Origin of the sequence: Sphingobacterium haloxyli (assembly GCF_002980525.1) — a bacterium.
GTDB lineage: Bacteria > Bacteroidota > Bacteroidia > Sphingobacteriales > Sphingobacteriaceae > Sphingobacterium > Sphingobacterium haloxyli.
Genome location: NZ_PVBQ01000016.1, coordinates 20,513 through 46,350 on the forward strand (window position 1 = coordinate 20,513; position 25,838 = coordinate 46,350).

Annotated in this window: 24 protein-coding genes; 8 read left to right on the forward strand and 16 right to left on the reverse strand. The window is 41.8% G+C overall.

Features of this window, described 5'->3' with window-relative positions; translation table 11 throughout:
- The first annotated feature begins 17 nt into the window (after nucleotides 1-17).
- The 4 genes from C5745_RS16410 to C5745_RS16425 are packed head-to-tail and all read left to right on the forward strand — an operon-like array spanning nucleotide 18 to nucleotide 2,408.
- On the forward strand, nucleotides 18-1,349 hold the full coding sequence (locus C5745_RS16410; RefSeq protein ID WP_105718102.1) for a DEAD/DEAH box helicase: 1,332 nt from the start codon (nucleotides 18-20) through the stop codon (nucleotides 1,347-1,349).
- Nucleotides 1,350-1,354: 5 nt separating this feature from the next.
- Complete coding sequence (locus C5745_RS16415) at nucleotides 1,355-1,594, forward strand: hypothetical protein (RefSeq protein WP_243403379.1); 240 nt, start codon at nucleotides 1,355-1,357, stop codon at nucleotides 1,592-1,594.
- A 59-nt stretch (nucleotides 1,595-1,653) separates the two neighbouring features.
- Nucleotides 1,654-2,004, forward strand: a complete 351-nt coding sequence (gene gldC, locus C5745_RS16420; RefSeq protein ID WP_105718171.1) for a gliding motility protein GldC — start codon at nucleotides 1,654-1,656, stop codon at nucleotides 2,002-2,004.
- Nucleotides 2,001-2,408: an EVE domain-containing protein gene (locus C5745_RS16425; RefSeq protein WP_105718104.1), complete on the forward strand. Its 408-nt coding sequence runs from the start codon at nucleotides 2,001-2,003 to the stop codon at nucleotides 2,406-2,408. The genes gldC and C5745_RS16425 overlap by 4 nt, the downstream gene beginning before the upstream one ends.
- A 34-nt stretch (nucleotides 2,409-2,442) precedes the next feature.
- Here C5745_RS16425 and C5745_RS16430 read toward each other — a convergent pair whose 3' ends face one another.
- The 7 genes from C5745_RS16430 to C5745_RS16460 form a co-directional block, all read right to left on the reverse strand.
- Complete coding sequence (locus tag C5745_RS16430) at nucleotides 2,443-2,967, reverse strand: acyl-CoA thioesterase (protein WP_105718105.1); 525 nt, start codon at nucleotides 2,965-2,967, stop codon at nucleotides 2,443-2,445.
- 15 nt (nucleotides 2,968-2,982) lie between these two features.
- Nucleotides 2,983-3,906 (reverse strand): SDR family oxidoreductase, encoded by a 924-nt coding sequence (locus C5745_RS16435; RefSeq protein WP_105718106.1) that lies wholly within the window; start codon nucleotides 3,904-3,906, stop codon nucleotides 2,983-2,985.
- Complete coding sequence (locus C5745_RS16440) at nucleotides 3,894-4,850, reverse strand: M20/M25/M40 family metallo-hydrolase (protein ID WP_105718107.1); 957 nt, start codon at nucleotides 4,848-4,850, stop codon at nucleotides 3,894-3,896. The genes C5745_RS16435 and C5745_RS16440 overlap by 13 nt, the downstream gene beginning before the upstream one ends.
- Nucleotides 4,851-4,863: 13 nt before the next feature.
- A complete protein-coding gene (locus tag C5745_RS16445; RefSeq protein WP_105718108.1) occupies nucleotides 4,864-5,514 on the reverse strand; it encodes a lipoprotein signal peptidase in 651 nt (216 codons plus the stop codon).
- A gap of 69 nt (nucleotides 5,515-5,583) precedes the next feature.
- Complete coding sequence (locus C5745_RS16450) at nucleotides 5,584-5,964, reverse strand: TraR/DksA family transcriptional regulator (RefSeq protein ID WP_207795827.1); 381 nt, start codon at nucleotides 5,962-5,964, stop codon at nucleotides 5,584-5,586.
- An 8-nt stretch (nucleotides 5,965-5,972) separates the two neighbouring features.
- A complete protein-coding gene (gene ileS, locus C5745_RS16455) occupies nucleotides 5,973-9,389 on the reverse strand; it encodes an isoleucine--tRNA ligase (protein WP_105718172.1) in 3,417 nt (1,138 codons plus the stop codon).
- Nucleotides 9,390-9,573: 184 nt separating this feature from the next.
- The gene (locus tag C5745_RS16460) at nucleotides 9,574-9,927 is read right to left on the reverse strand and encodes a HesB/IscA family protein (RefSeq protein WP_105718110.1); all 354 of its coding nucleotides are present in this window, start codon (nucleotides 9,925-9,927) and stop codon (nucleotides 9,574-9,576) included.
- A gap of 172 nt (nucleotides 9,928-10,099) precedes the next feature.
- Here C5745_RS16460 and C5745_RS16465 point away from each other — a divergent pair, with 172 nt between their 5' ends.
- Together C5745_RS16465 and C5745_RS16470 are read left to right on the forward strand one after the other, a co-directional pair.
- Nucleotides 10,100-11,371: a serine hydroxymethyltransferase gene (locus tag C5745_RS16465; RefSeq protein WP_105718111.1), complete on the forward strand. Its 1,272-nt coding sequence runs from the start codon at nucleotides 10,100-10,102 to the stop codon at nucleotides 11,369-11,371.
- Nucleotides 11,372-11,649: 278 nt separating this feature from the next.
- Nucleotides 11,650-12,240, forward strand: a complete 591-nt coding sequence (locus C5745_RS16470) for an RNA polymerase sigma factor (RefSeq protein WP_105718112.1) — start codon at nucleotides 11,650-11,652, stop codon at nucleotides 12,238-12,240.
- On the opposite strand, the gene purE is transcribed toward C5745_RS16470, so the two are convergent.
- The 9 genes from purE to C5745_RS16515 form a co-directional block, all read right to left on the reverse strand.
- Nucleotides 12,237-12,746 carry a 5-(carboxyamino)imidazole ribonucleotide mutase gene (gene purE / locus C5745_RS16475; protein ID WP_105718113.1) on the reverse strand — a complete coding sequence of 170 codons (510 nt, stop codon included), beginning with the start codon at nucleotides 12,744-12,746 and terminating at the stop codon, nucleotides 12,237-12,239. The genes C5745_RS16470 and purE overlap by 4 nt on opposite strands.
- A 4-nt stretch (nucleotides 12,747-12,750) precedes the next feature.
- Complete coding sequence (locus tag C5745_RS16480; protein WP_105718114.1) at nucleotides 12,751-13,893, reverse strand: 5-(carboxyamino)imidazole ribonucleotide synthase; 1,143 nt, start codon at nucleotides 13,891-13,893, stop codon at nucleotides 12,751-12,753.
- A gap of 18 nt (nucleotides 13,894-13,911) precedes the next feature.
- Nucleotides 13,912-14,406 carry an NADH-quinone oxidoreductase subunit B gene (locus tag C5745_RS16485; RefSeq protein ID WP_105718115.1) on the reverse strand — a complete coding sequence of 165 codons (495 nt, stop codon included), beginning with the start codon at nucleotides 14,404-14,406 and terminating at the stop codon, nucleotides 13,912-13,914.
- Between the two features lie 7 nt (nucleotides 14,407-14,413).
- Nucleotides 14,414-14,998, reverse strand: coding sequence for an NADH-quinone oxidoreductase subunit A (locus C5745_RS16490; RefSeq protein WP_105718116.1), 585 nt, complete (start codon nucleotides 14,996-14,998; stop codon nucleotides 14,414-14,416).
- A gap of 24 nt (nucleotides 14,999-15,022) precedes the next feature.
- The gene (gene ffh, locus C5745_RS16495) at nucleotides 15,023-16,366 is read right to left on the reverse strand and encodes a signal recognition particle protein (protein WP_105718117.1); all 1,344 of its coding nucleotides are present in this window, start codon (nucleotides 16,364-16,366) and stop codon (nucleotides 15,023-15,025) included.
- 149 nt (nucleotides 16,367-16,515) lie between these two features.
- Nucleotides 16,516-17,202, reverse strand: a complete 687-nt coding sequence (locus C5745_RS16500) for a zinc metallopeptidase (protein ID WP_105718173.1) — start codon at nucleotides 17,200-17,202, stop codon at nucleotides 16,516-16,518.
- A gap of 369 nt (nucleotides 17,203-17,571) precedes the next feature.
- The gene (locus C5745_RS16505; protein ID WP_317046851.1) at nucleotides 17,572-18,111 is read right to left on the reverse strand and encodes an ATP-binding protein; all 540 of its coding nucleotides are present in this window, start codon (nucleotides 18,109-18,111) and stop codon (nucleotides 17,572-17,574) included.
- A 51-nt stretch (nucleotides 18,112-18,162) separates the two neighbouring features.
- The gene (locus tag C5745_RS16510; protein ID WP_105718119.1) at nucleotides 18,163-19,206 is read right to left on the reverse strand and encodes a PDDEXK nuclease domain-containing protein; all 1,044 of its coding nucleotides are present in this window, start codon (nucleotides 19,204-19,206) and stop codon (nucleotides 18,163-18,165) included.
- A gap of 246 nt (nucleotides 19,207-19,452) precedes the next feature.
- Entirely contained in the window at nucleotides 19,453-20,007 is a 555-nt protein-coding gene (locus tag C5745_RS16515; protein WP_105718120.1) for a hypothetical protein, read from the reverse strand.
- Nucleotides 20,008-20,664: 657 nt separating this feature from the next.
- Between C5745_RS16515 and C5745_RS16525 the strand changes: the two genes are divergently transcribed.
- A complete protein-coding gene (locus C5745_RS16525) occupies nucleotides 20,665-22,617 on the forward strand; it encodes a TlpA family protein disulfide reductase (RefSeq protein WP_105718122.1) in 1,953 nt (650 codons plus the stop codon).
- A gap of 1 nt (nucleotide 22,618) precedes the next feature.
- Nucleotides 22,619-25,822: a SusC/RagA family TonB-linked outer membrane protein gene (locus C5745_RS16530; RefSeq protein WP_165793115.1), complete on the forward strand. Its 3,204-nt coding sequence runs from the start codon at nucleotides 22,619-22,621 to the stop codon at nucleotides 25,820-25,822.
- The last annotated feature ends 16 nt before the right edge of the window (nucleotides 25,823-25,838 follow it).

Here is a 25,838-nt window from a genome sequence, read left to right on the forward strand (position 1 = left end):
TTCCTTATCTTTGTTGGATGGCATCATTTGAAGATTTTAAGCTCAACCGACAACTGCAAAATGCAGTTACGGAGGCGGGCTATACTGTTCCTACGGAAATTCAACAAAAGGCGATTACGCCGATTCTTGCAGGGCAAGATGTCATGGGCATTGCGCAGACAGGTACGGGAAAGACAGCCGCTTTTGTGTTGCCAATGTTAATGAAATTGAAATATGCGCAAGGGGATTCCCCCAGAGCGTTGATTTTGTCGCCAACCCGTGAGCTAGCGATGCAGATTGAAGAGCATATCCGTCTGTTTTCTGCCTATCTCGACCTGCGTACCGTGCTGTTATACGGAGGGTTAGGCCCCAAAACGCAAAAAGAACAGTTAGCAAAAGGATGCGATATCATCGTAGCAACCCCCGGACGTTTCTTAGATCTCTATCTGGAGGGAGACATTATTACCAAATCGCTGAAATTCTTGGTGATGGACGAGGCTGACAAGATGATGGATATGGGTTTTATCGGTAAAATCCATCGCATATTGGAAGTTGTACCCCGAAAAAGACAAAACCTCCTTTTTTCTGCTACGATGAGCGAACTCGTCCGTAAAATAGCGGGCGATTTCCTGGCCTTCCCCACGGTAATAGAAGTGACCGAGCAGGCGACCCCTGCACAAACGGTAACACAAGCACTTTACGAAGTGCCTAACCTGAAGACAAAGCTTAACCTCCTGCAGCATCTTTTACAAGATGATGAATCATTCCATCGAATTATCGTCTTCTGTAAAACGAAAACAGTAGCGGACAATGTTTTCCATTATCTGGAACGAAAATATGGGCAAGAGCAAGTTCGGGTTATTCATGCTAATAAAGGGCAGAACACACGCATAAACTCAATTAATGCTTTCAAAGAGGGGAATATCCGCATTTTGGTCGCGACAGATGTAGCTGCACGCGGTTTGGATGTCTCTAATGTCAGTCATGTATTTAATTTCGATGTGCCCATTGTGATAGAAGATTATGTACATCGAATTGGACGAACAGGACGGGCATTCCATGAGGGCGACGCGATAACGTTTTGTAATCCGGCAGAAAAATATTACATCAACAAAATTGAAAAGCTCATCCGGCAGAAAATCCCATTGCATCCAATTCCTGACGAGGTTTTTGTCGAAAAAACAGATTATCAGGAAAGCCAGGCTATAGCGCGCGAAATCGACAATCAGAAGCGGAAAGAGAACCCAGATTTTAAAGGTGCTTTTCACGAAAAGAAGCACGCGATGAAGGAAAATTCAAGGGCAAAAAAGCCTGCGAAAGGAAAAACGGCCAACCGTAAAGGTAAACCAGCTAAGTTTAGAAAAAAATAATTCCAATGAAGCTCACCCCCTTGAATATTACGTTGGCCTGTGTGCTAGTTTGGGTTATTTCGGAAATGAATTTGGACACGGAAATGACATTCTCATGGGGCTGGCTAATTACACTATGTGTAATTTTGTCGTTGATAGATTTGGGGTTTCGTATGATTTTCAAGGATTTGAAAAAATTGTGGTTTGCCCAAATTGCGTTTATACTGGTAGTGAGCATCTTGATGGTGGTTATACGGGTGCTATGAAAGGCGGAGCATTCAGGGAACACCATTGGAAGCATACACGAATGAATAATAATTTACAAATGAAACAAGCAGAAATAAAACTAAACGTCACATTAGACGAACAGAACATCCCGGAGCGTATTGATTGGTCCTCGACGGACGGAGAAACCGCCGAAGAGATGCCGTCAAAGGCTATGTTCTTGGCGCTTTGGGACGCCCAATATAAAAATTCTTTGCGTATTGACCTATGGACAAAGGATATGCCTTATGATGAAATGAAGCGGTTCTTTTATGAAACACTGCAAACCCTGGGAGACACATTCCTGCGTGCATCGGGTGGCGACCCTATGGCGGATAAGGTGATTGGAGATCTGCGAGACTATTGCGCACATTTTGCGGAAAAAATGGAAGTGTTGGAGGACGAAAAATGAACTATTTCTTAGTGAAATCCGAACCGTTTAAATATAGTTGGGAACAATTCAATAAAGACGGAGAAACATTTTGGGATGGGGTGCGTAACTATCAGGCGCGAAACAATCTCAAAGCAATGAAGAAAGATGACCTGGTCTTGTTTTATCATAGTAACGAAGGGAAAGAAGTAGTAGGGGTAGCCAAAGTTGTTAAGGAATTTTACCAAGACCCCACTACAGATGATGAACGCTGGGTGGTCGTTGATCTAGCGCCCGTTGAGGCGTTCAAAACGCCCGTAACGTTAGAAATGGTAAAAGCCGACCCGCTCTTAGAAGATATCGCATTGGTGCGTCAGGGACGGCTTTCCGTAATGCCGCTGAAGCCGGCGGAATTTGACCGCATCGTGGAGCTGGGAAGTGAATAACGTTGTCTCTGAGCGCGGAACAGAAAGTGAACAACTAATGTGTTGATGCGGAATTGATCAGTTGCTTAAGACTTTTCGCATCTTTGATTTGCATCTTCCCCGCTAGAATCAACCGTAGTTCCCGACGTTGCAATGCCTCGTCGAATAGTCTGATTTCGTCCTCAGATTCTGGAATCAATTCGGCCACTTTTCTAGGCTTGGTGTTTTCATCAATAGCAACGAATGTATAATAAGCTTCATTAGTTTTTACACGCGTACCTTCGGGTAGGTTGTGTGCAAAGATTTCCATGCGTACTTCCATGGACGAACTAAACGCGCGTGACACCTTTGCTTGTATAGTAACTACTTCGCCCAGTTTGATGGAGCGCTTAAAGGAAACATTATCCACCGATACGGTTACGACGGGACTGTTGGAATGTTTTTGAGCTGCCATAGCGGAACAAATATCCATCCAGTACAGCAACCGGCCTCCCATCAAGTTACCAAAGGTATTCGTGTCATTAGGAAGGACGAGCTCGTTCATTTCCGTATAAGATTCTTTTGCGAATTTTGTTTTCATGTACTGTCGTGGTTATTATCTATTATAAAAACTAAGCTGTTGTTCTATCTGCTTTAGCGATTGGGTAAATGGGGTAGGAGAGTAGCGCAATTCCGCTTTTGCCTTGTCAAGGATAAATCCTGTTTTCTGAGGACGATTGTTTTCCTGTCCAATATCAACTGCTTGGATAGGGTTGACGAGAGACTTGTCTAATTTCCAATAGTCCGCTACTCGATAGACGATATCCAATATAGACATCATTTCGTCGCCTGAGATGTGATATATACCCCGTGCTTCCGTTTCCATTGCTGCAATACAAGCGCCAGCTAAATCGTCTACGAAGGTAGGCATTCGCCATTGGTCGCTTACGACATTGATGCGGTTGTTATTTTCTAACTGTGCTTTCGCCCATAAAACTAGATTGGAACGCTTGGTGTCTCCGTTTATGCCGTACACTAAAATAGTCCGTAGGATAGCAGCGCGACAATCCGTAGATAGCAAATGCGTTTCTGATACCGACTTGCTTTTTCCATAGGCATTGCAAGGATTAGTCCCGTCGGTTTCTTTATAGGGTCCCTCTTTTCCATCAAATACAAAATCGGTCGATAAGTGAACAAGATGCTTATCATATCGCGCACAGTATTGCCCCAATTTATAGACGGCTTCTATATTTATCTTTTCACATAGTGCAGCGTCGTTTTCGCAAGCCTCGACGCTACTCATTGCGGCAGTATGGATGATAAAATCCGGCTGAACTTCTTCCAATAAAGACTGAAGAGAAACATCATCGGTTAAGTTACATGGAATATAGGTGTAGCCCTTTTGGATAAAATTCCTGTTTTCACGTTGAGAAGTAGCTACTATACGATAACGTGGTTCATCGATTAGTCTTTCGATTAACTTCTGTCCGAGAAACCCGTTGGCACCCGTAATAAGAATCGTTTGCTTTAATTGGTCCATTGGAAATCCATTTTATCTTGTTTCATGGAATTGTCGATGACATCGATCTCTAGTTTTAAGATCGATTCTAGCGCATGGTAATCAATTTTTTCTGGATCGTCACCCGGTTTATGGTAGTCTTCGTGTCCTCCGGTGTGGAAAAACAAAACGGGAATATCTTTCCTATAAAAAGACGTCTGATCAGAACCGCCGTTTCCATCACGACTAAGATTAAATTTGATGTCGCTCGTTATCGTTTTAAAAATAGCCGGAAATTCCGAACTGGTTCCGTAGCCGATAACAGCAACTCCATTATCGGGATTATATCGACCAATCATATCCATATTCAACATCCAGTGAATGTCTTCCAATGGAATCGTAGGATGCTCCGTAAAATACCGAGAGCCAACCAATCCAAGCTCTTCCGCTCCGAAAGCAATAAACAATAAATTGAAGGCTTCTTTGGTGTCATTATCGCTGTAATGACGGGCAAGCTCTAATAACCCAGCAACGCCTGACGCGTTGTCATCAGCTCCATTATGTATTTCGCCGACACCGAGCGAGTCCCTTGAGCCACCTTGACGTCCGTCTCCTAAATGATCGTAATGAGCGCCTATAACGATGGTATATGGAGCATCATTGTCAATGTAGCCAATAACGTTGTCCGCTTGGCGGATACTGTCTTTCACCACGACACGGCGTACCCGTGCTTCGAATGACTGACGGTAACCCTTTTCGCCCTTTGGAACCAACCCGTATTTCTTGAAATGTCTTTCGACATATTTTGCAGCTTTTTTTGCCTGTTTAGAGCCCGTGCCACGACCCTTCATTTTGTCGTCGGCTAAATAATAGATATGCTTTTTAAGATTTTCTTGATTAATCTGCGCAAAAGCAGACTGGAAAGGAATAAATAATAGAAAATATAACGCTATTAAGTAAAAAGAAAATGGGGACTTGTTCTTCATGTCCCAAAGATAGTTAATCTTCCAAAACTTCGCTGTTCACGCTTTCTTTTTCCTCGTGCTCCTCTTTGAAATAACGTTTCTGGAAAATCAAAATAAGGAATACGCCGACGGAGATGGCGGAGTCTGCGATATTAAATACCGGTCGGAAAAATAGGAAATGTTCTCCTCCCCAAATAGGAAACCAATCAGGAAAATTTCCCTCGATCAGCGGGAAGTAAAGCATATCCACAACTTTCCCGTGAAACAAAGAGGAGTATCCTCCGCCTTCTGGAAATAAAACAGCTTTCTCGTAGAATGTGCTCTCGCTAAATATAGTGCCGTAAAACGTAGAATCAATAATATTGCCCAAAGCACCGGCAAATATCAATGCCACATTTAGAATAAAGCCTCGATGGTATTTGTTTTTAACCATGTAATGCAGCCCATATCCTATACCAATCACGGCGACGATTCGGAATAGCGTGAGGAAAAGTTTCCCGAACTCTCCACCAAATTCCATACCATAGGCCATTCCGTTATTCTCAATAAAATGAATGAGGAACTTGTTGCCAATGATATTGAAATCTTGCCCGATGGTCATATTGAGTTTCACCCAAAACTTCGATACTTGGTCGATAAACAAGATAACGGCAATCAGTAAGAGTGGTCGGTTATAGCCTTTCATAATTAGATAAAAGTGGAGACGTTTAAAAGTTGTATTTTGAACATCTCCATTTTATTTTTCTTTTAATTGTTAATACTGTTTGTTTTTTGCTTCAATGCTCAAGGTCGTATGCGGTACTGCTTTTAAACGTTCCTTTTGGATTAGCTTACCCGTTTCGCGGCAGATACCATACGTTTTGTTCTCGATACGTACCAAAGCAGCCTCTAAATTGTCAATAAACTTTTTTTGACGAGCTGCGAGCTGGTTTGTCTGTTCTTTTTCTAATGTGGCTGAACCATCTTCCAAGGTTTTATACGTTCCAGCGGTATCATCTGTTCCATTAGCATTGCTGCTGCTCAGCGTTGAAGTTAAAGCTGCGAGCTCTTCTTTTGCGATGCGAAGCTTTTCAAGAATAATATCTTTAAATTCTCGAAGTTCAGCATCACTGTAGCGTGTTTTTTCTGTACTCATTCTAATAATTAAATTTTATCAACAATTACTCTTAACTCCTTACCATCAATTTCGATAGTATCTCCAGACTCCAATGATGCCTCTGTAAAATCAACAGAGTTTGCCAGAATTTCGGTGCAAATATACGATAAATTATCTTCTACAGCTTGTTGTATTTCAGTATTTTGAGTTAATACAACATTAATTCTATCGGTGACCTCGAAACCCTTCTCCTTCCGCAGATTTTGGATACGGTTAATCAGTTCCCTAGATAGCCCTTCTTTTTTAAGTTCCGGTGTAATATGAATATCTAATGCTACGGTTAATTTCCCAAGATTTGCAACCTGCCAACCAGCGACATCCTCGGCTATAATCTCCACATCTTCCGGTGTGATATGGTAGGGTGTGCCTGTTAATTCCAAGGTCCCCTGGTTTTCTAATTCTACAATTTGCTCGTCACGTAGGGACTGGATGGCGGCTACTACCATTTTCATATCTTTCCCTACTTTTGCGCCAAGAACTTTAAAATTGGGCTTTATTTTCTTTTTGATTATGCCCGCGGTGTCCGTAATGAACGATACTTCCTTAATATTTGTTTCCGAAAGGATAAGCTCCTTGACTTTTTCGACTTTTTCCTGAAAGGTATTATTCAATACCGGGACTAAAATCTTATTTAGCGGTTGGCGAACGTTGATACCCGTTTTCTTTCGTAAAGATAACGTCAATGACGAAATATCCTGTGCTAGCGCCATACGTTCCTCTAGATCTTTATCTACTAGATCCGCATGATAAGCAGGGAAATCTGCCAAGTGTACCGATTCAGCGGATTCTTTTTCAGCACCTGCATTTAAATCGAGGTACAAACGGTCGGAGAAGAATGGTGAAATAGGAGACATTAACTTCGCTACGGTATCCAAACAGGTGTAGAGCGTTTGGTATGCCGAAATTTTATCGTCGGTATATTCACCTTTCCAAAAACGGCGACGACATAAGCGTACATACCAGTTACTTAAATGCTCGTCGACAAAATTTTGTATAGCACGCGCAGCTTTAGTGGGTTCAAAGTCAGCGTAGTGTTCATCCACTTCTTTGGTTAAGCTGTTCAGTAAAGAAATAACCCAGCGATCAATTTCCGGACGCTTTTCGATAGCGATGTCTGGTTCACTGTAGTTAAAATTGTCGATATTGGCATACAACGCAAAGAAAGCATAGGTATTATATAGGGTGCCGAAAAATTTGCGACGGACCTCATCCAGACCTTCTTCATTGAATTTGAGGTTGTCCCAAGGTGCTGCATTGCTGATCATATACCAACGGGTTGCATCAGCGCTGTATTTATCGATGGTAATGAAGGGATCAACAGCATTGCCTAAACGCTTGGACATTTTATTTCCGTTTTTGTCTAGTACCAAGCCATTAGATACCACGTTCTTAAAAGCTACCGATCCACGAATCATGGTGGAAATTGCGTGAAGAGTAAAGAACCACCCGCGTGTTTGGTCGACCCCCTCAGCAATAAAATCAGCCGGAAAAGCGTGCTCGTAGCCGTCGTTGAACGGATATTCTTCGCCCCGAGCTAGCTTGTCATGATCGATTCCCCACTGTGCATAAGGCATTGCTCCAGAATCAAACCATACATCAATTAAGTCCGGTTCACGGAACATTTTTTGGCCGTTGTCAGAAACTAAGACAATATCGTCTACATATGGGCGATGCAGATCTAACGTGTCCGTTCCGAATTTATCCAGATAAGATTGATTTACAGCTTTCTCCTCTGTGTTGAGTACATCCGACAGTATAGCTTGCTCGAGCAATGTTTTTAACTCTGGCAATGAACCTATACAGATTTCTTCATTTTCGTCCACTGAACGCCATATCGGAAGGGGTGTGCCCCAATAACGAGAGCGGGAAAGATTCCAGTCTACCAAATTTTCCAGCCAGTTTCCGAAGCGCCCGGAGCCGGTAGCTTCTGGTTTCCAATTGATGGTTTGGTTTAGTGCAACCAGTTTTTCCTTTACGGCTGTCGTTCGGATAAACCAACTATCTAGCGGATAATACAGCACCGGCTTATCGGTACGCCAACAGTGTGGATAGGTGTGTTCATACTTCTTGACATCAAAAGCCTTGTTTTCTTCTTTGAGCTTGATAGCTATAAGGACATCCGTCGGGCGAAAAGCTGGATCTGCACGCTCTTCTGTAGAATAGTACTCTTCTTTAACAAAACGGCCTGCGAAATCGGTTATCTCTTTGATGAAACGACCCGTACGATCGACGGTAGGCATATCTTTGCCATTTTCGTCTCGTACCAAAATTGCCGGAACGTCATTCTCTTTACACACACGAAAGTCATCCGCTCCATAGGTCGGTGAAGCATGCACAATACCGGTACCGTCCTCTGTGGTCACGAAATCCCCTGGAATGACCCGGAAAGCTTTTTCGATCAACTCTTCACTGGTTATATAAGGCATTAGTTGTTGATAGCGTAAGCCTACCAACGCATCACCTTTAAATTCCGCAGCTATTTCCCACGGTACAATTTTATCACCTACACTATAATCTTGGAACGGCGCTTGTTGCCCCTCCGTTTTAAAGTGCTTGCCGATAAGATTTTTAGCCAAAATAACAGATACTGGCAGACCTGTGTACTGATTGAAGGTTTTTATCTTGACGTAATCAATGTTTTTACCAACGACCAAAGCTGTGTTGCTGGGCAACGTCCACGGCGTCGTCGTCCATGCGATAAAGGCCACATCTTCATCCTCAGATTCTACCAAGGTAGCCATGAGTGGATGTACCTGTGCTTTGTCTAACCGGAATTCAGCAACAATGGTAGTATCTTTTACATCTTTGTAGGTTCCCGGTTGGTTTAATTCATGCGAACTTAGTCCGGTTCCCGCCGCAGGAGAATAAGGTTGTATCGTATAACCTTTGTATAAAAGACCTTTGTTGTAAAGTTCTTTCAGTAGATACCAGAGGGTCTCGATGTATTCGTTTTGATACGTGATATAGGGATCACCGAGGTCGACCCAGTAGCCCATTTTTTGCGTGAGGTCATTCCACACGTCGGTATATTTCATTACCTCTTTCCGACAAGCCTCATTATAAGCTTCGACGCTGATTTTTTTACCAATATCTTCTTTAGTGATGTTCAATGTTTTTTCAACGGCCAACTCAATAGGCAAGCCATGTGTATCCCATCCACCTTTACGCTTCACCTGGAAACCTTTTAAAGTTTTATAGCGGCAAAAGATATCCTTGATTGAGCGCGCCATTACATGGTGGATGCCCGGCATACCGTTCGCGGAGGGAGGACCCTCGTAAAACGTATAGGGTTTGTTGGCCGGACGATTTGATATACTTTTTTCAAAGATATTATTCGATTCCCACCGTTTTAGTATTTCTCTACCTATTTCAGGCAGGTTTAACTGCTTATATTCCTTATACATCCGAAATTGCGATTGTTTTTTAAAGGTCGCTAATTTAGTGATTTTAAATTGAAAATAGTAGTACTTGGTTTGGTTTGTGTCCTGACCGAGGAAACGTCCGGGCACCAGCTAACGGTTGTTTCTGCTGGGAGGTTAAGCGATGTTTTTTAAAAGTAAGGCGGGCGAGATTGGCCCGCCACCTTAATTATGCTGAAAATGAACTTCCGCAGCCGCATGTACTTGAGGCGTTTGGGTTGTTGAATGTGAAACCGCGGGCCTCCAAACCACTTTTGAAGTCTATTTCCATACCTGCCAAATAGAGCCCGTGGGACTTATTCATGAAAACGCGCATTCCTGCTATCATATATTCGTTGTCGCCGTCTTTCTTTTGGTCAAATCCCAGTATGTAGCTCATCCCGGAACAGCCTCCGCCCTCTACGCCAACACGCAAGCCGAAATCTGCGCCGATTTCCTGTTGGTCGATCAACTTTTTCAGTTCCGCTACAGCTCCTTCAGTCAAGGTTACGGGAGCCGTATTTGTTATAGTTTCTGTACTCATTACGTGTCGTTTAATGTATGTCGTTGTTACAAATTTACATCTTTCTTTAAAGAAGCTTTTGGAAGCTGACCATTTTTGACAATAATACAACATTCCTAAATTTTTTGTGGATTTATATTATCTTTGCATCAAAATATAGAAGTTTTTTATAATACTCCTTAATAATAACATAATGGAAAGAGATCAGGTCATTTTTAACCTAATAGCAGATGAGCTAAAGCGCCAAGAAGAAGGCATCGAATTGATCGCTTCTGAGAACTTTGTAAGCAAACAAGTGATGGAAGCCGCTGGTTCGGTTTTAACGAACAAATATGCGGAAGGCTTGCCTGGGAAACGCTACTACGGAGGTTGTGAAGTGGTTGACGAAGTTGAAGCGATTGCCATTGATCGTGCAAAAAAGCTATTTGGTGCAACATGGGTAAACGTACAGCCTCACTCTGGAGCGCAAGCTAATGCGGCGGTTTTCTTAGCCACATTAAAACCGGGTGATAAAATTTTAGGACTTGATCTATCGCACGGAGGGCATTTAACACACGGGTCGCCGGCAAATCTTTCGGGTAAAATTTACCAACCATTATTTTATGGAGTAAAAGAAGATACGGGTCTTATTGACTACGAACAGCTGGAAGAGACGGCGCTGCGCGAAAAACCTAAAATGATCATATGTGGTGCTTCCGCTTATTCTCGCGATTGGGATTACGCCCGTATCCGTAAGGTGGCTGATGAAATTGGAGCATTGGTATTGGCGGATATTTCACATCCTGCCGGATTGATTGCAAAAGGTTTGTTGAACGATCCGCTTCCGCATTGCCATATTGTAACTACAACTACACATAAAACATTACGTGGTCCTCGTGGCGGTATGATTATGGTGGGAGAAGATTTTGAAAATCCTTGGGGCATTAAAACACCGAAAGGAGAGATCCGTACGATGACCCAGTTGCTGGATTTGGCTGTATTTCCAGGTACACAAGGAGGACCTTTGGAACATACGATCGCAGCTAAAGCGATAGCATATGGCGAAGCATTGAGCGATGATTACTTGACATACGCTAAACAAGTGCAGAAGAATGCACAGGCATTGGCTCAATTCTTTGTAGACCGTGATTACAAGATCATTTCCGGTGGTACAGACAACCATTTGATGTTAGTTGACCTACGTAACAAGGATATTTCGGGTAAAGATGCCGAAGCGGTGTTAGGCAAAGCTGGTATCACAACGAATAAAAACATGGTACCATTTGATACTCGATCTCCTTTTGTAACCTCGGGTGTACGTTTCGGAACGGCAGCTGTTACCACACGTGGTATTAAGGAGAACGAAATTATCCAAATTGGTGAATTGATTGATGAAGCTTTGGCCAACAGAGCGAATGAGGCTGCCTTAGAAGCTATCCACGGTAAAGTGAAAACTTTGATGGCACAGTTCCCATTATATAGATAGTAACTAGTATTATTAAATTATATAAAGGTGGGCACATACTGCTCACCTTTTTTTATGGTATCTACAGCATAAAGCGGCTAATAAATAAACCATTCTATACATTTATTTGTTGTATACAGAAATGCAGAACATGTGTGAATAAATGTTAAAAAACAATTGTTTAATTTGAATCATCGTTATTTTTCATTTGCTTTGAGGTATGATTATACAAACGGAAGGACGCCTATAAAACACTTTACTCTTTAAAATAAATTCAAACATAAATCTGGTGATTTACTATGAAAACGTTAAAAGATAAGAGTGACCTTGAGTTGATTCAGGCATACGTATCAGGGGATGAGTCGGGGATAGAGGTACTACTGAATAGGTATAAGACGAAAATATATACATCTATCTATCTACAAGTGAAAGACGAATATCTCGCGGAAGATATTTTTCAAGAAACCTTTATAAAGGTAATCAAAACACTAAAATCCGGACGTTATAACGACGAAGGTAAATTTTTGCCTTGGGTAGTTCGTATTGCTCAAAATATGGTGATTGACCATTTTCGGAAAGAAAAACGTAGCCCCACGGTGGTGAGCAGCGAGGGATATGATATTTTTGGCGTGTTGGAGTTTGCTGACGATAACGCCGAGTCGAAATTAATGACTAATCAACGCGATGTGGATTTGCGAAAGATTATTCAAAAGTTACCTGACGACCAAAAAGAGGTTCTAATTATGCGACATTTTTGTGATATGAGCTTCAAAGAAATTGCTGAAATAACCGATGTGAGTATCAATACGGCACTTGGTCGGATGCGCTATGCACTCAACAATTTACGGAAAATGATCGAGGAACATAATATGCTATTGAATATGGGTTAAAAACCCATATTCTCGACTTCTTCAGCAGTTTCTTCGACTTTTGCTTTCAGCCCTGCCTTAAAGGCCAGGACCGCCGTTGCTAGTTCCTCCGAAGAAGTTGCTAAAATTTGGGTCGCCAAAATTCCTGCATTCTTTGCGGCATTCAATGCGACGGTTGCCACCGGAATTCCATTAGGCATTTGTAATATAGAAAGCACCGAATCCCAACCGTCAATAGAATTGGAGGATTTTACCGGAACACCGATTACAGGTAAATGGGTTATTGAAGCAACCATTCCCGGTAGATGCGCGGCACCGCCGGCTCCTGCGATAATAACTTTCAGTCCGCGTGTTGCGGCTGATTTCGCGTATTCGTACATACGTTCGGGTGTACGATGGGCTGAAACAATGGACACTTCAAAAGTCACTCCCAACTCTTTCAATACTTCGATGGCATCCTGCATCACGGGAAGATCGGATTTGCTACCCATGATTATACCTACTTGTGCAATATTTTCTCGGTTCATCTTTTTAAGCCTTTACCTTTAATGTTTTTTGTACCCAACGTGCATTTTTTATCGCTAAATCACGGTCGTCATTCACAATGCACACATGACCCATCTTGCGAAAAGGTTTTGTATACTTCTTTCCATATAAATGAACAAATATGCCTTCAACGGCAAGTACGTCCTCCACGCCCTCGTATCTAGCAAGCCCCTCATACCTTGGTTCACCTAATAGGTTTATCATTACTGCATTCGTTCTCGCCGTCGTAGCGCCCAGTGGTAAATTGAAAATCGCACGCAAATGTTGTGCGAATTGAGAGGTGATATTTCCCTCAATCGTATGATGCCCACTATTGTGTGGGCGAGGAGCAAGCTCATTTACTAAAATCTCGCCTTCTTTTGTAAGAAACATTTCGACTGCCAAGAGTCCGACAATTTGTAGGTCCTCTGCTATCTTTTTAGCAATTTCATCAGCTTGCGTCTGGATCTCAAAAGGTAATGTCGATGGAGATATCAAAAACTCCACCAAATTCGCATCTGGATTAAACTCCATCTCTACCAACGGAAAGGTCGATACGTCGCCTTTATCGTTCCTGGCAACAATTACGGCAATTTCTTTTTCGAAATCAACTAACTCTTCTACTAAAGAAGGCTCTTCAAAGGCCTGTTCTATTGCTGATGGATTATTGATCTTTTTTACGCCCTTACCATCGTAGCCATCCTTGCGGAGCTTCTGAATATACGGTAAAGGGATAGCCGTTTCATATAAATTTTCTTTGTTAGAAATTAGCTGAAAAGCTGCGGTAGGAATATCGTTCTGTTTAAAAAATTGTTTTTGTAAACCTTTGTCTTGAATCAATCGAATGATTCGGGACTGTGGATATACAATAACACCTTCGCCCTCCAACTTCTCTAAAGCATCTACATTTACTTTTTCGATTTCGATGGTGATCATGTCTAAATCTTTACCAAAATTATAGACTGTATCAAAATCATTTAAGGAACCGCATTCAAAACGGTTACACAATTTACGGCACGGTGCATTTTTATCAGGATCCAATATATGCACGTTTACGTTATAATTGATAGCTTCTTGTATGAGCATGCGGCCCAACTGGCCTCCGCCAAGAATACCTAATTGCAACTCGCCATAAAAATCTTTTGCCATAGTGTTTTTAAAAATATATTAAGCTTGTTCAGAAAAATATTGATCTTGTAATATATTTTCTGTCTGTATTTTCTTTTGAAGTTCTAAAAATGCACCGATTAGTGCTTCTGGTCTCGGTGGGCACCCCTGTACATATACATCTACAGGAATAATCTTGTCTACACCTTTTACCACGTGATAGCCGTGTTGCCAATACGGACCGCCGCAATTTGAACAGGAACCCATCGATATGACATATTTGGGGTCTGGCATTTGTTCGTAGAGTTTTTTTATCCTATCGGCCATCTTGAAGGTCACGGTGCCCGCAATGATCATTACATCCGATTGCCTAGGAGATGGACGCGGAAACACGCCTAAGCGATCTAGGTCATAGGTCGAAGCCATAGCGCCCATCATCTCGATCGCACAACAAGCGATCCCGAAACTCACCGGCCACATAGACGATAACCTTGCCCAATTCAGCAAATCGTCCATCTTAGCGATGATTACCCCTCCATTTTGTGCTGCATCCATGTTTTAATCAATTTGACTTCTTGAATTTTGGCCGAAATGCCAACCCTCCACTGCGAGCCACTTTTACACCTGTATCAGCAGTATCCTCAAGAACTGCTGCCTTATAGTCACGGACGTGATATTGTTTGTTATTCAATTGCTCGTAGGCCGTAGCTGGAATACCTACAGAAACACGAGGTTCTACATGTGCGGGTTTAATCCACGAAATGTCACCCCGTTTCCATACATATACCAATCCCACGACTAGGATACCCAAAAACATACCCATTTCCACTAAGGTAAACCATCCCCAACGCCCATCGGCAGCGACCAATTCCCTACTCCCGAAAACCGTTGCCCAAGGAAATACGAAAATCAGTTCCACATCAAATAGTAGGAAGACCAAAGCAATGACATAAAACCGTGGGTTTATCTGTATCCAGGCGTTTCCAGTGGCCTCTTCACCACATTCGTATGTACTTAGTTTTTCAGGATTTGGTTTCTTTGGCGATAGTATTTTTGCCAACAAAATGGTTGCGCACACCAAAAGGATACCTACTATCGCTATTAATAGTATCTTTCCATATTCCGAGAGCTGCGCGGGGTCATCCATAAGGCAAAATTACAAAATATTATTTTAAAAAGGTTTTCCAGGCATTTTGGGCATATTACGCATCATCTTCGCTGCCATAGCCGGATTAGACATTTGTTTCATGACCTTACGCATGTCTGCAAACTGCTTCATGAGCTTATTCACCTCGTTAATATCTGTTCCTGAACCTTTCGCTATACGCATGCGGCGTTTTGTGTCAATCGCATCTGGATTTTCTCTTTCAAAAGGCGTCATAGAGTCGATAATTGCTTCGATCGGTTTGAAAGCATCGTCCTCTATTTCTACATCTTTAATGGCTTTGCCGACTCCGGGGATCATTCCCATCAAGTCCTTCATATTACCCATTTTCTTAATTTGTTGAATCTGGGACTTGAAATCGTTGAAGTCAAATTTATTTTTCCGGATTTTCTTTTGTAGCTCTGCCGCTTCTTTCTCATCAAACTGCTGTTGTGCACGTTCAACCAAAGAAACTACGTCTCCCATCCCCAAGATACGAGAGGCCATGCGGTCTGGGTGGAATACATCTAGCGCTTCCATTTTCTCGCCGGTACCAATAAACTTAATCGGTTTATTGACTACGGATTTGATGGATAACGCTGCACCTCCACGTGTGTCACCGTCCAATTTCGTCAGCACTACCCCCGTGAAATCCAGACGATCGTTGAACGCTTTAGCCGTATTGACAGCATCCTGTCCCGTCATAGCATCCACCACAAACAGGATTTCATGCGGTTGAGTTGCCTCTTTCACTGCCGTTATTTCGGTCATCAAAGCTTCGTCGATGGCCAACCGTCCGGCTGTATCAATAATAACTATGTTATTTCCATTGCGTTTGGCTTCCGCTACACCTTCCATAGCAATAGCTATAGGGTCGGTGGAGTCGCGATTGACATAGACAGGAACGTTCACTTGTTCACCCAATACTTGCAATTGGTCAATCGCAGCCGGACGATAAACGTCTCCTGCAACTAACAGCGGCTTCTTACCCTTTTTGTCACGAAGATAGTTAGCCAGCTTGCCGGAGAATGTGGTTTTACCCGCACCGTTCAAACCCGCGATCAGTATAATCGTAGGGTTGTGTGTTATATCCAGATCGGTGACTGTTCCTCCCATAAGGGAAGTCAGTTCATCGTTCATGATTTTAGTCAGCAATTGCCCCGGCGAAATACTGGTGAGTACATTCTGACCTAACGCTTTTTGCTTGACCTCGTCGGTAAATGTTTTGGCTGTTTTATAATTCACATCGGCATCTAACAATGCCTTGCGAATTTCTTTCATCGTCTCCGCGACGTTTATTTCAGTGATACTTCCTTGCCCTTTTAATACTTTAAAGGCTCTATCCAGTTTATCCTGTAAATTCTGAAACATGTTTTATTTCTCGTCTTAAAATGTGCTAAGTGCCAAAGTTACAAAATAGTGTCGAATTTTATTTCATCATTCAACGGGGAATCCATTAAACAATAAAAAATGCGACGGAGTCAGTCGCATTTTTTATTATGTGTATATCCATCTTATCATTAATCTCTTCTAGCGAAGAGGATATAAGCATAGTACAATAATGTTACCAGTGCTGACAAAGCTGCCACCACATAAGTCATTGCGGCCCATTTCAACGCGTCTTTCGCGCCATCGTGTTCATCTCGGCTGTGTGTAACATTAGCTGACTCCAGCCATTTCAGTGCTCTGCCCGATGCGTCGAACTCTACCGGTAAGGTCACGAAGGCAAATAGTGTCGTCAAGAAAAGCGCTCCCACACCAACTGCTAAGATCCATGGATTCCCGCTAAAGGCCATTAACAAAACACCACCTATCAATACCCAAGAAGTTAGGCGAGAAGCTATACTCACAACAGGTACCATCGCCGAACGAAACTGTAACCAGGAATAGGCAGTCGCATGTTGTACGGCGTGACCACTTTCGTGCGCCGCAACGGCAGCAGCAGCTACGCTACGGCCATGGTATACTTCGTTGCTGAGGTTCACCGTCTTATTTGCCGGATTGTAGTGGTCGGACAGACCGCCCTCGTTAGCTACAAGAACCTTCACGTCGTAGATCCCATTTTCATGGAGCATTTTCTGAGCAATTTCAGCGCCGGAAAGTCCCGAACTCAAGGGGGTTTCTGAATATTTTTTAAACTTGTTCTTAAACCTCGATTGCACAATCCAACTGATAACCGCAATCCCAATAAATATAATCCAATACATAGTCGTTATTTCTTTTAACTTTTTTGCTGTTTCTCTTTCTCCTGCAAACCATATTCCATTCGTTATGATTTGGCTTGAAGATAACAAAAACGATTCATTTTGTCAGTTTAAAATAGAAAATTTGATATTAAGCTGTCAATATTGCCTATTATCAATTTTATCGACGAATCCCTAACAAGTATTCCACGATACTGTTGGTTGTACTGTCACCAAAGGAAAATTGTATGTTTTGCTGATTTTTGAACGTTATATTGGTCGTCAGCTTATCCGCGCTTCCTTATTGACAAGTTCCCGACAGCAGCTAAATGTGTTGCCTCCATGGAGTTGAACCCCAAGAAATTCGCTATTTGAAATGCAGTTATCATGAAATCACTCTATTATTTTCCAATATCCACTTTTCGTAGAGCCAATCCTTTCTATTAACTTAGCTTGACGCAACTTTGCCAATTGGTATTCGACCCCCCTAACGGAGAGCTGGGTTTTTTCAGCGAGTTCGTCTCTCCTGATGTGCGGATTGTCCTTTATATAAGAGAGTACTAAAGCAGAGGTTCCTTTTGCAGTTTCTCCCACAGTTTCTCCCACAGTTTCTCCCACAGTTTCTATATTATGCGCATAGGCAATGACCCTAAACCCATGTTGGAAGTTTTCAAAAACAGGCTGTTTCATGGTTGGATAGGTGGAAATCTCTTGACGGATGCGCAAAAAGCCGCTTCCATACTTTTCGATATCCCCTGTTAGATAAAAAGCCTCCGCTATCAGCTTATTCCGGGCGTAGGCACGATAATTGTCTTTTTCTAGATCTTGCGTGGTAAGGTCTCCCATAAGTTTTCCCGGATTGAAAAATGATACGTAATTATCGAATAGCTTTATCTGTATATCAATTGGACTTCTGTAGTTTCTATAGATCAGACTTTATATAAATGTTTACATAATGGTGTATTTAAGGCTATCTCACGTAAATCAGTCTTCGCCATTGCCGTCGATTTTCAATTGCTCTTCAATTTCTTCTATTGTTGGAAGACTGCTCTTTAGTTCATCGGGCAATATTTCGGTTATTTCAAATCCGCTAACACCCATTGGCTTGTTTATATCTTGTAGAGCATATTCAACCTCAAGGTTATTTTTATCTCGGCAGAGTAATATACCGATAGTCGGATTTTCGGTTGGACGCTTGAGTGTCTTGTCAACCAGTGTCAGATAGAAATTAAGTTTTCCAGCATATTCTGGCTGAAAATCTTTGTTCTTTAATTCAACGACCACATAACATTGCATAGGGATATGGTAAAACAATAAATCGATGAAATACTCTTTATCACTTAATTCCAGTCGATATTGTCTGCCGATGAATGCAAATCCTTTGCCTAACTCAAGCAAGAACCGTAGTATGTTTTGTGTCAACTGTTCTTCAATGTCTTTTTCCTTACTTCTTGCTGTCATGTTGACAAAGTCGAAAATATAAGGATCTTTGAGTGTTTGTTGTGCGAGTTCGGATTTAGTATCGGGTAGTGTTGTTGTGAAATTTGTAATTGCCTTTCCTGTCCGTTCGTACAATTTGGATTTTATTTGTAGTGCTAATATGTCTCTGCTCCAGCCATTTTCTATCGTCTGTTGAACATAGAATAAAGCTTCGATAATACTCTTTGATCTGCTGAATATCAGTATATTGTGTCCCCAAGGGACTTTGTCCAACATATTGTTGGATAATTTGTCCAACGAATCGTTGGACTTTTCTGTGTCCTGATAAAATATATAAAATTGGCGGGCATAAAAGAGGTTACTTCGAGACAATCCCTTCATATCTGGAAACTCTGATTTTAATTCTTTCGCTACAAGGTCAATCAAGTTATCTCCCCATTTGACTTGTTTCTCACTGATCATTTGACCAAGTTCCCAATAGAACCTTATAAGTTCTGAGTTGGCTGCCAAAGCAGCCTTGATCTGAGAAGAACGAACTTTCGCCTTGACCTCAGTAATCCAATCTTTATATTCAGCAGTAATTTCCATATACGTCACTAATTATTCTTTCTGTAAAGGTTATATCTCTATGGTCAGAATGACTATTCTTCTTTTATCTTCCAATAATGCGTAAGATAACATAACGAACTGAAAAGATCGCTATGTAGCAAACAAAGATAAAAATTAAACGTGAGTGATGAAAAGCTGGAGCATATCCTCTTAGACATTGCTTTCGGTCGAAAGCTTACGGCTGAGAAGACTTAGGAATCTGTTTGCGAATCTTCTTTTAATGGTCTAATCTTTATAATAAACCCAAACCAACCTTTCTAAAACAGCACCTTTTTTATTTCTATATTGTCTTTTTTGTCTATTCAAAAATTTATTTTCATATAGGCTTTTCAAAATTTGGCTTAGTTCTTTACTTGTGAATTTCCTATTTGCTTCTTTAGTCTTATTTTTAACTTCCCACACGTATCTTTCCTCATTAAAAAAGTTTGAGGATATAACAAGTTGTTTGACGAAATAGGACTTTTTTCTTTCATCTCGGGTGTCAATAAAATAGTCAGGAACAGATGAGTATTCTTTGTAGAAACGCAAGATATTTGAATTTTGTCTGATAGATAATGGTATTTCATAGTTTACATGGAGTATTTTCCACCCATCAAAGCCTATTTTTTCACCTATTTGATTCGCTACTTCCATTGTAAGTCTACGATTACCATTAAGTATAGCATATAGGTGACTTGAAGAGACACTAGTCAGCATTTCGAAGCCAGATACCTCCAGACCTAAGATTTCCATTATTAATTGAATCCTATTTCCAATAATGTTTCCTTCGTGATTTCCCATATTCAAAATCACGAATTATTTTGTCTTAAAAATTATTCAATTAATTTGCATTATTAATCCTGCTTATTTATATTTGCCTATACATTCACATATTTAGATGATGTGATGTATCGTGTTTTTGCACTAAGAAGCTTTGCTCGACAGACCTAGGAAATCTTAAAGCATGTAAAGCTGCGGTGAGAAAATGCCCACTATTTGTATATTTGTCATATCAAATGTGGGCTCTCTCCGTACACATGCTTAGAAACTTCGGTTTCTACCTCTCCTAGGGGGTGTCGAGCGTACGGAGAGAGCCTGCATAATATAACTTCCTCTAAGCTTTTTAGGTATGATAAACTTAAAAGGCAATGAAAACCTCAAAAAAACAACAGTACAAGAACATTATCAGAAACCCCGAATAACCGGAGTATCTAAAGCCGTAAACCAAGAGTGCGATGGTGCAAAACCATATACTAACACCAATATGAAGACCGTCAAAATTCGCATTCCTATCAAATCAATTTTACTAATTGTGTGGCCTAGGTACAGCTTAGGCACAGTGATGAGCTAGCAAAGGAAAAAATCGCCGAAGCGCCTTAGTCCACACCTTAAACAACCTCGAAAACCGAGTGAAACGAGCTCTTTCATTCCTTTTAAGGTTTAATTAATCCATGAAAAATGAAACATTTTTACAAGGGTGGGAGAGGACTGGCCTTTAGCCAACGCGAAGGAGGAGCTAGTTTCCGAAAAGAAAAACCACCTCGATTATCAAAAATTTTAACCCATCCAGTAGGAGGCGAATCATTTGGATTGCCTTCGGCAACCGTTCGGCCGGTTGTCGACGTTTCTTCGAGAAATCCTCGGAATTTATTCGACACTTGTTCGGGTGCTGTTCGGGAAGTGTTCGAGTGCTGTTCGGGTAGTACCCGAAGAACAGCCGAAGCTCACCCGAAGGAGTCCCGAAGGTGTCCCGAACCAGTCCCGAAGCGGACTCGAAGCGCTCCCGAAGGACACCCGAACAGCACCCGAAGAAACAGGTGGTTTTTTTACCGTTTTTTAGGCGCGCTTAAAGCGAGGATCAAGTATAGATGCAGTAAGGATGTAGTACTATTTACGCAACTTTTGCGTAAGATAGCTGAGGTACCGTTAATGTACCACGAGTGTACCGTTAGTGTACGGGGAGTGTACCGAAAAGGTACTGGAGATCTACTAAGAAGCTACTGGAGATCCACTACTGACCTACTAAACGCATGTACCTCTGGCGTAGATCAGCGGCACAGTAAAAGTGGGAGAGTGGTAAGGTTAGAGGCAATGAAGAACAAATCAATGCCTTTTGTGTTGGCATTGATTTGTTTCATGTTGTTTAATCTATCAGAAGCCTGGGCGCAGTCCGCGGAAACGCGGGCTGCTGAAGGGCAAATTGAGATTAAGCCTTTACAAATAGGGGATACCATACCGGAGGAGTTACGGCATTTGCCTTTACAGGTCGTGAACCATCCCGATAGTAAGGGCACGATTACACTGGATGACTATAGGAATAAAAAGCTGATTATACTGGATTTTTGGGCTACATGGTGCGGAAGCTGCCTAAGATCGTTTCCTAAAGTCTCCGCTCTACAAAGACAGTTCGACGATAAAGTGCAGTTCTTGATGGTGAATTGCGTGCAAAGTGGTGATACTGAAGCAAAGATAAAAAACACATTCGAATCGCTTGAACTGGATAGCAACCTTCCGTTTATAAACCACGATTCTATTTTCCAACATCTATTTCCTCATAGATTACTGCCACATTATATATGGTTAAATGGAGAGGGAAAGCTATTGGCCAGTTCCAGTTCAGCGGAACTAACTAAAGATAATATGGAAAAGATATTACATGGAAAGCAGGTCAGCTTTCATCAGAAACGGGATAATCTGGAATTCGACAAGAGTAAGTCGTTAATGGAACAACTGGATAAAATAGGAGTAGATAAGCTGAAATCCTCTTCGCTGTTGACGGCTTATATAGAGGGAATAGGGACAGGATACGGATTCGATAGTGTAGGAAGGAAACAACGGATGTATTATTTAAACACACCTTTGAACTTTCTCTATCAATATGCGTTTGCCGATATACTAGAAGATGTAAATGTCAGCCGCTTTATTTTCGATGCGTCAGTTGATAACACATTTATACACCAATATAAATCTCCTGCAAATTATAGCAGTAAATATTGTTACGAACTTATATTCGATTCCGACTCGATCGACTTACTCAAAACGGTGATGCGTTCAGACTTGGTGCATACATTTGGAGTCATGGTAAAGCGTCAAACGCGCGAAGAACAGGTATGCCAACTCACGGATGTTTCTGAAAAACTAGGCCAAACTTCTGAAAAAGCAGTATCCGTAGGATATTTGGTTCGAATGTTAAACAAGATTTCCGAAGTTCCCATTATTGTTGATAATGAACTTGCACGGAAACGGATAACATTTAAACTGCCAGACCCTGCTGACAAGCTTGACTTAGAAACAATCCAGCGCTTTTTAGAAAACAGCGGCCTATCCCATAAGTTGAGTGTTCAGCCAATCCCATACGTTTTTTTTCATAAAGTAAAACTCCAAAATTCTTACAACGATGTCTCTTTATAATATGATAGATCAAGCAAAGAAAATAGGTTTTTTTGCTTACGTAATCGGATTGTTAACAACAATGGATGATGCTATGGCGCAGTCAATCCTGAAAGGACAGGTAACCGACGGAAAAGGACAAGGGGTCATAGTAACGTTGAGGATTGCTAATACGAACCTTCCGGTGTCCTCCTCTAACGATGACGGTAGCTTTGAACTACAAGTGGATTCTACTAAAGGAGCATTGATTATTACAGGAACGGGTATTGAAACGTTACATTACCCATTCGATAATATTGGGCCTCATTTCATTGAGGTAAAACGGCTTTCCTATCTAATAGAAAATATTGAGGTAAACACCGGCTATCAAAGTATTCCCAAAGAAAGGGCAACGGGTTCCTTTGAAGTGCTAAATGCAGACGAAATTGCTTTACAGGTAGGGACAAATATACTGGAACGTCTAGATGGCATGGTTTCCGGCGTGACCTTCAATAGTTCCACGGATCGACGAAAACACAATCTTAGCGTACGCGGAGTAAGTACTATTAACGGTCCGCTGGATCCGCTTATCATAGTCGATAATTTCCCCTATGAAGGAGACATCGAAAACATTCACCCTGATGATGTGGAAAATATAACCATAATGAAGGACGCGGCAGCAGCATCCATATGGGGTACACGGGCTGGGAATGGCGTTATTGTGATTACCACCAAAAAAGGAAGAGCGAACCAAGGTACTAAAGTCGAACTGCATGCGATATCACAAATAACGCAAAAAACTGACCTTTGGAAAATTCCTGCCTTATCACCTGCTGAATATATCGAAGCGGAAGAATTCTTTTATAAGCAGGGAGCTTATAATACCGACCTCTTATGGAGCGATATTCTAAAGACACCAATAACCCCTGCCGTGAATATATTCCACGACCGCGCTAGAGGTCTCCTTTCAAGTCAGGATTCCGTGCGCATGATCGATGTTCTAAAGGCTTCCGATAGCAGGAACCAATATAACAGGTACTTTTACGAGCCGGCGCGGATGCAACAGTATTCTGCCAACATCCGCGGTGGAGAAAAGAAAATGACGTATGCTTTTTCACTGGGCTATCAGAACCGGGAAAGCGAGCTGGGGAATGAGGATGTGAAAATAAACCTTCGGACACAGCATAACTATACGGTTAACGAAAAAATCAAGCTTGATGTGGGTGCTTATTATACTTACGCCAAATCGGGAGGGAAGCAACGTCCGGCGTTTAACAGCGTCAAGGTAAATGGAAAAAATGTACCATATCTATCATTTGCCGATGAGGCAGGAAACGCACTTCCCGTCTATAGCTACCTGAGGCAAGATTATATAGACACTGTGGGACAGGGGATGCTACTTGATTGGAATTATTATCCTTTAAACGACTACAGGTATTCCTCCAATAAAGATACAAGAGAGGATATTATGGCCAACATCGGATTTCATTACCGGATGTTCCCATTCCTCAAATTTACCGCCATGTATCAATATCAAAGACAGCGAGGAGAAAGCGAACTGCATGATGAAGTCGGATCATACAAAATGCGGAATCTTATCAACCAGTACAGTCAGATTGATTATGATAAGGGGACGGTTAAAAGAATAGTTCCCTTGGGAGGAATGTTTAGCCGAAGTACGAGTTCCCTATGGACACAAAACGCAAGGTTTCAAGCTGATTTTAATAAAAAATGGGACCGGCATGAGGTTGTTGCGCTTGTAGGCAGCGAAATTAGACAGACTAATGAAAACTATGTGCCGCAGCAACCCGTTTACGGATATAATCCAGATCCATATCAGTCACAGCAGGTAGATTTCGTCAATGCCTACCCGACTTTGGTTACCGGAGAAATGCGGGTATTAGGGGGCAATGCAAATGAGTATCTACAGGTAAACAGATTCGTTTCGTTTTTTGGAAATGTGGCCTATACCTTCAATCAGCGTTACACAGCTAGTTTCAGTACGCGTAAGGATGCTTCAAATATTTTTGGCTTAAAGGCAAATGACAAGTGGAACCCCTTATGGTCAGCAGGTCTATCTTGGCATGTGCATGAGGAGGAATTCTTTGATGTACCGTGGATGGACAGACTTTCCCTTCGTAGTACTTTCGGTTATAGTGGAAATCTTGATCCCACAAAAACGTCCCAATCAATAATATCCTATGCGAATCCAAATGGTATAACGACATTGCTTCCACATGCTGTAATCTCCGAGGTGCCAAATAATCAACTTCGCTGGGAGAAGGTAGGGATGTTGAATATCGGACTTGATTTCGCTATCGCGAAAGGGAGGTTGTCGGGTTCTCTGGAATTCTATAGGAAGAAAGGTACGGACTTATACGCACCTACACTTTATGACTATACGGTGCGTGGAAATTATACTACTGTAATCATGAATAGTGCCGACATGATCGGAAAGGGGATTGATTTAAGACTGACGTCGGTAAATCTCAACCGGGCATTAGGCTGGAGGACAACTTATATTTTTAATATCGTTAGGAACCGTACAGCTGCCTATCATATAACAGAGGCTTCCAGACTAGGCAGTCTCATTGGGAACGGGACTTCCATTACACCCGTAGTTGGCAGACCTCTTTATTCTTTGGCAAGTTATCGTTGGGGTGGGCTTGATGGGGAAGGTAATCCTCAAGGTTATCTTGAGGATGATATAAGTGTAGACTATCAAAAAATATTCAATGAAGTAAGTGTTCAGGGGATTGATAAAAATGTGGTCTATCACGGTTCTTCAACACCGGTTTATCAAGGGAGTTTGTCGAATTCCTTTTCCTATAGAGGATTTTCTCTGACAGCATTGCTTTCTTATCGATTGGGATATTACTATCGAAGATCAACGGTCGCTTATAGCCAACTGCTGACACAAGGTGTAGGTCACCCCGATTACGCAAAGAGATGGAAGAATCTAGGAGATGAAGAACTCACAACGGTTCCATCGATGACCTATCCGTTGAACGAAAACAGGGAAAGGTTTTATAGATACTCGACACCGACCGTTTCAAGAGGAGATCATATTTATCTTGAATTTATAAATGTCGATTATAGAATTCCAACGTCAAGGTGGAGGCAGGGGTGGCCCGTAATCAATGTGTTTGTTAACATAAGCGATTTGGGACATTTATGGAGAAAGGATCGTACGGAGGTGTTGGACAACAGGATGTCATTTTCGGTAGGTGGACGAATTAATCTCTAAGCAACAAATTAAGATG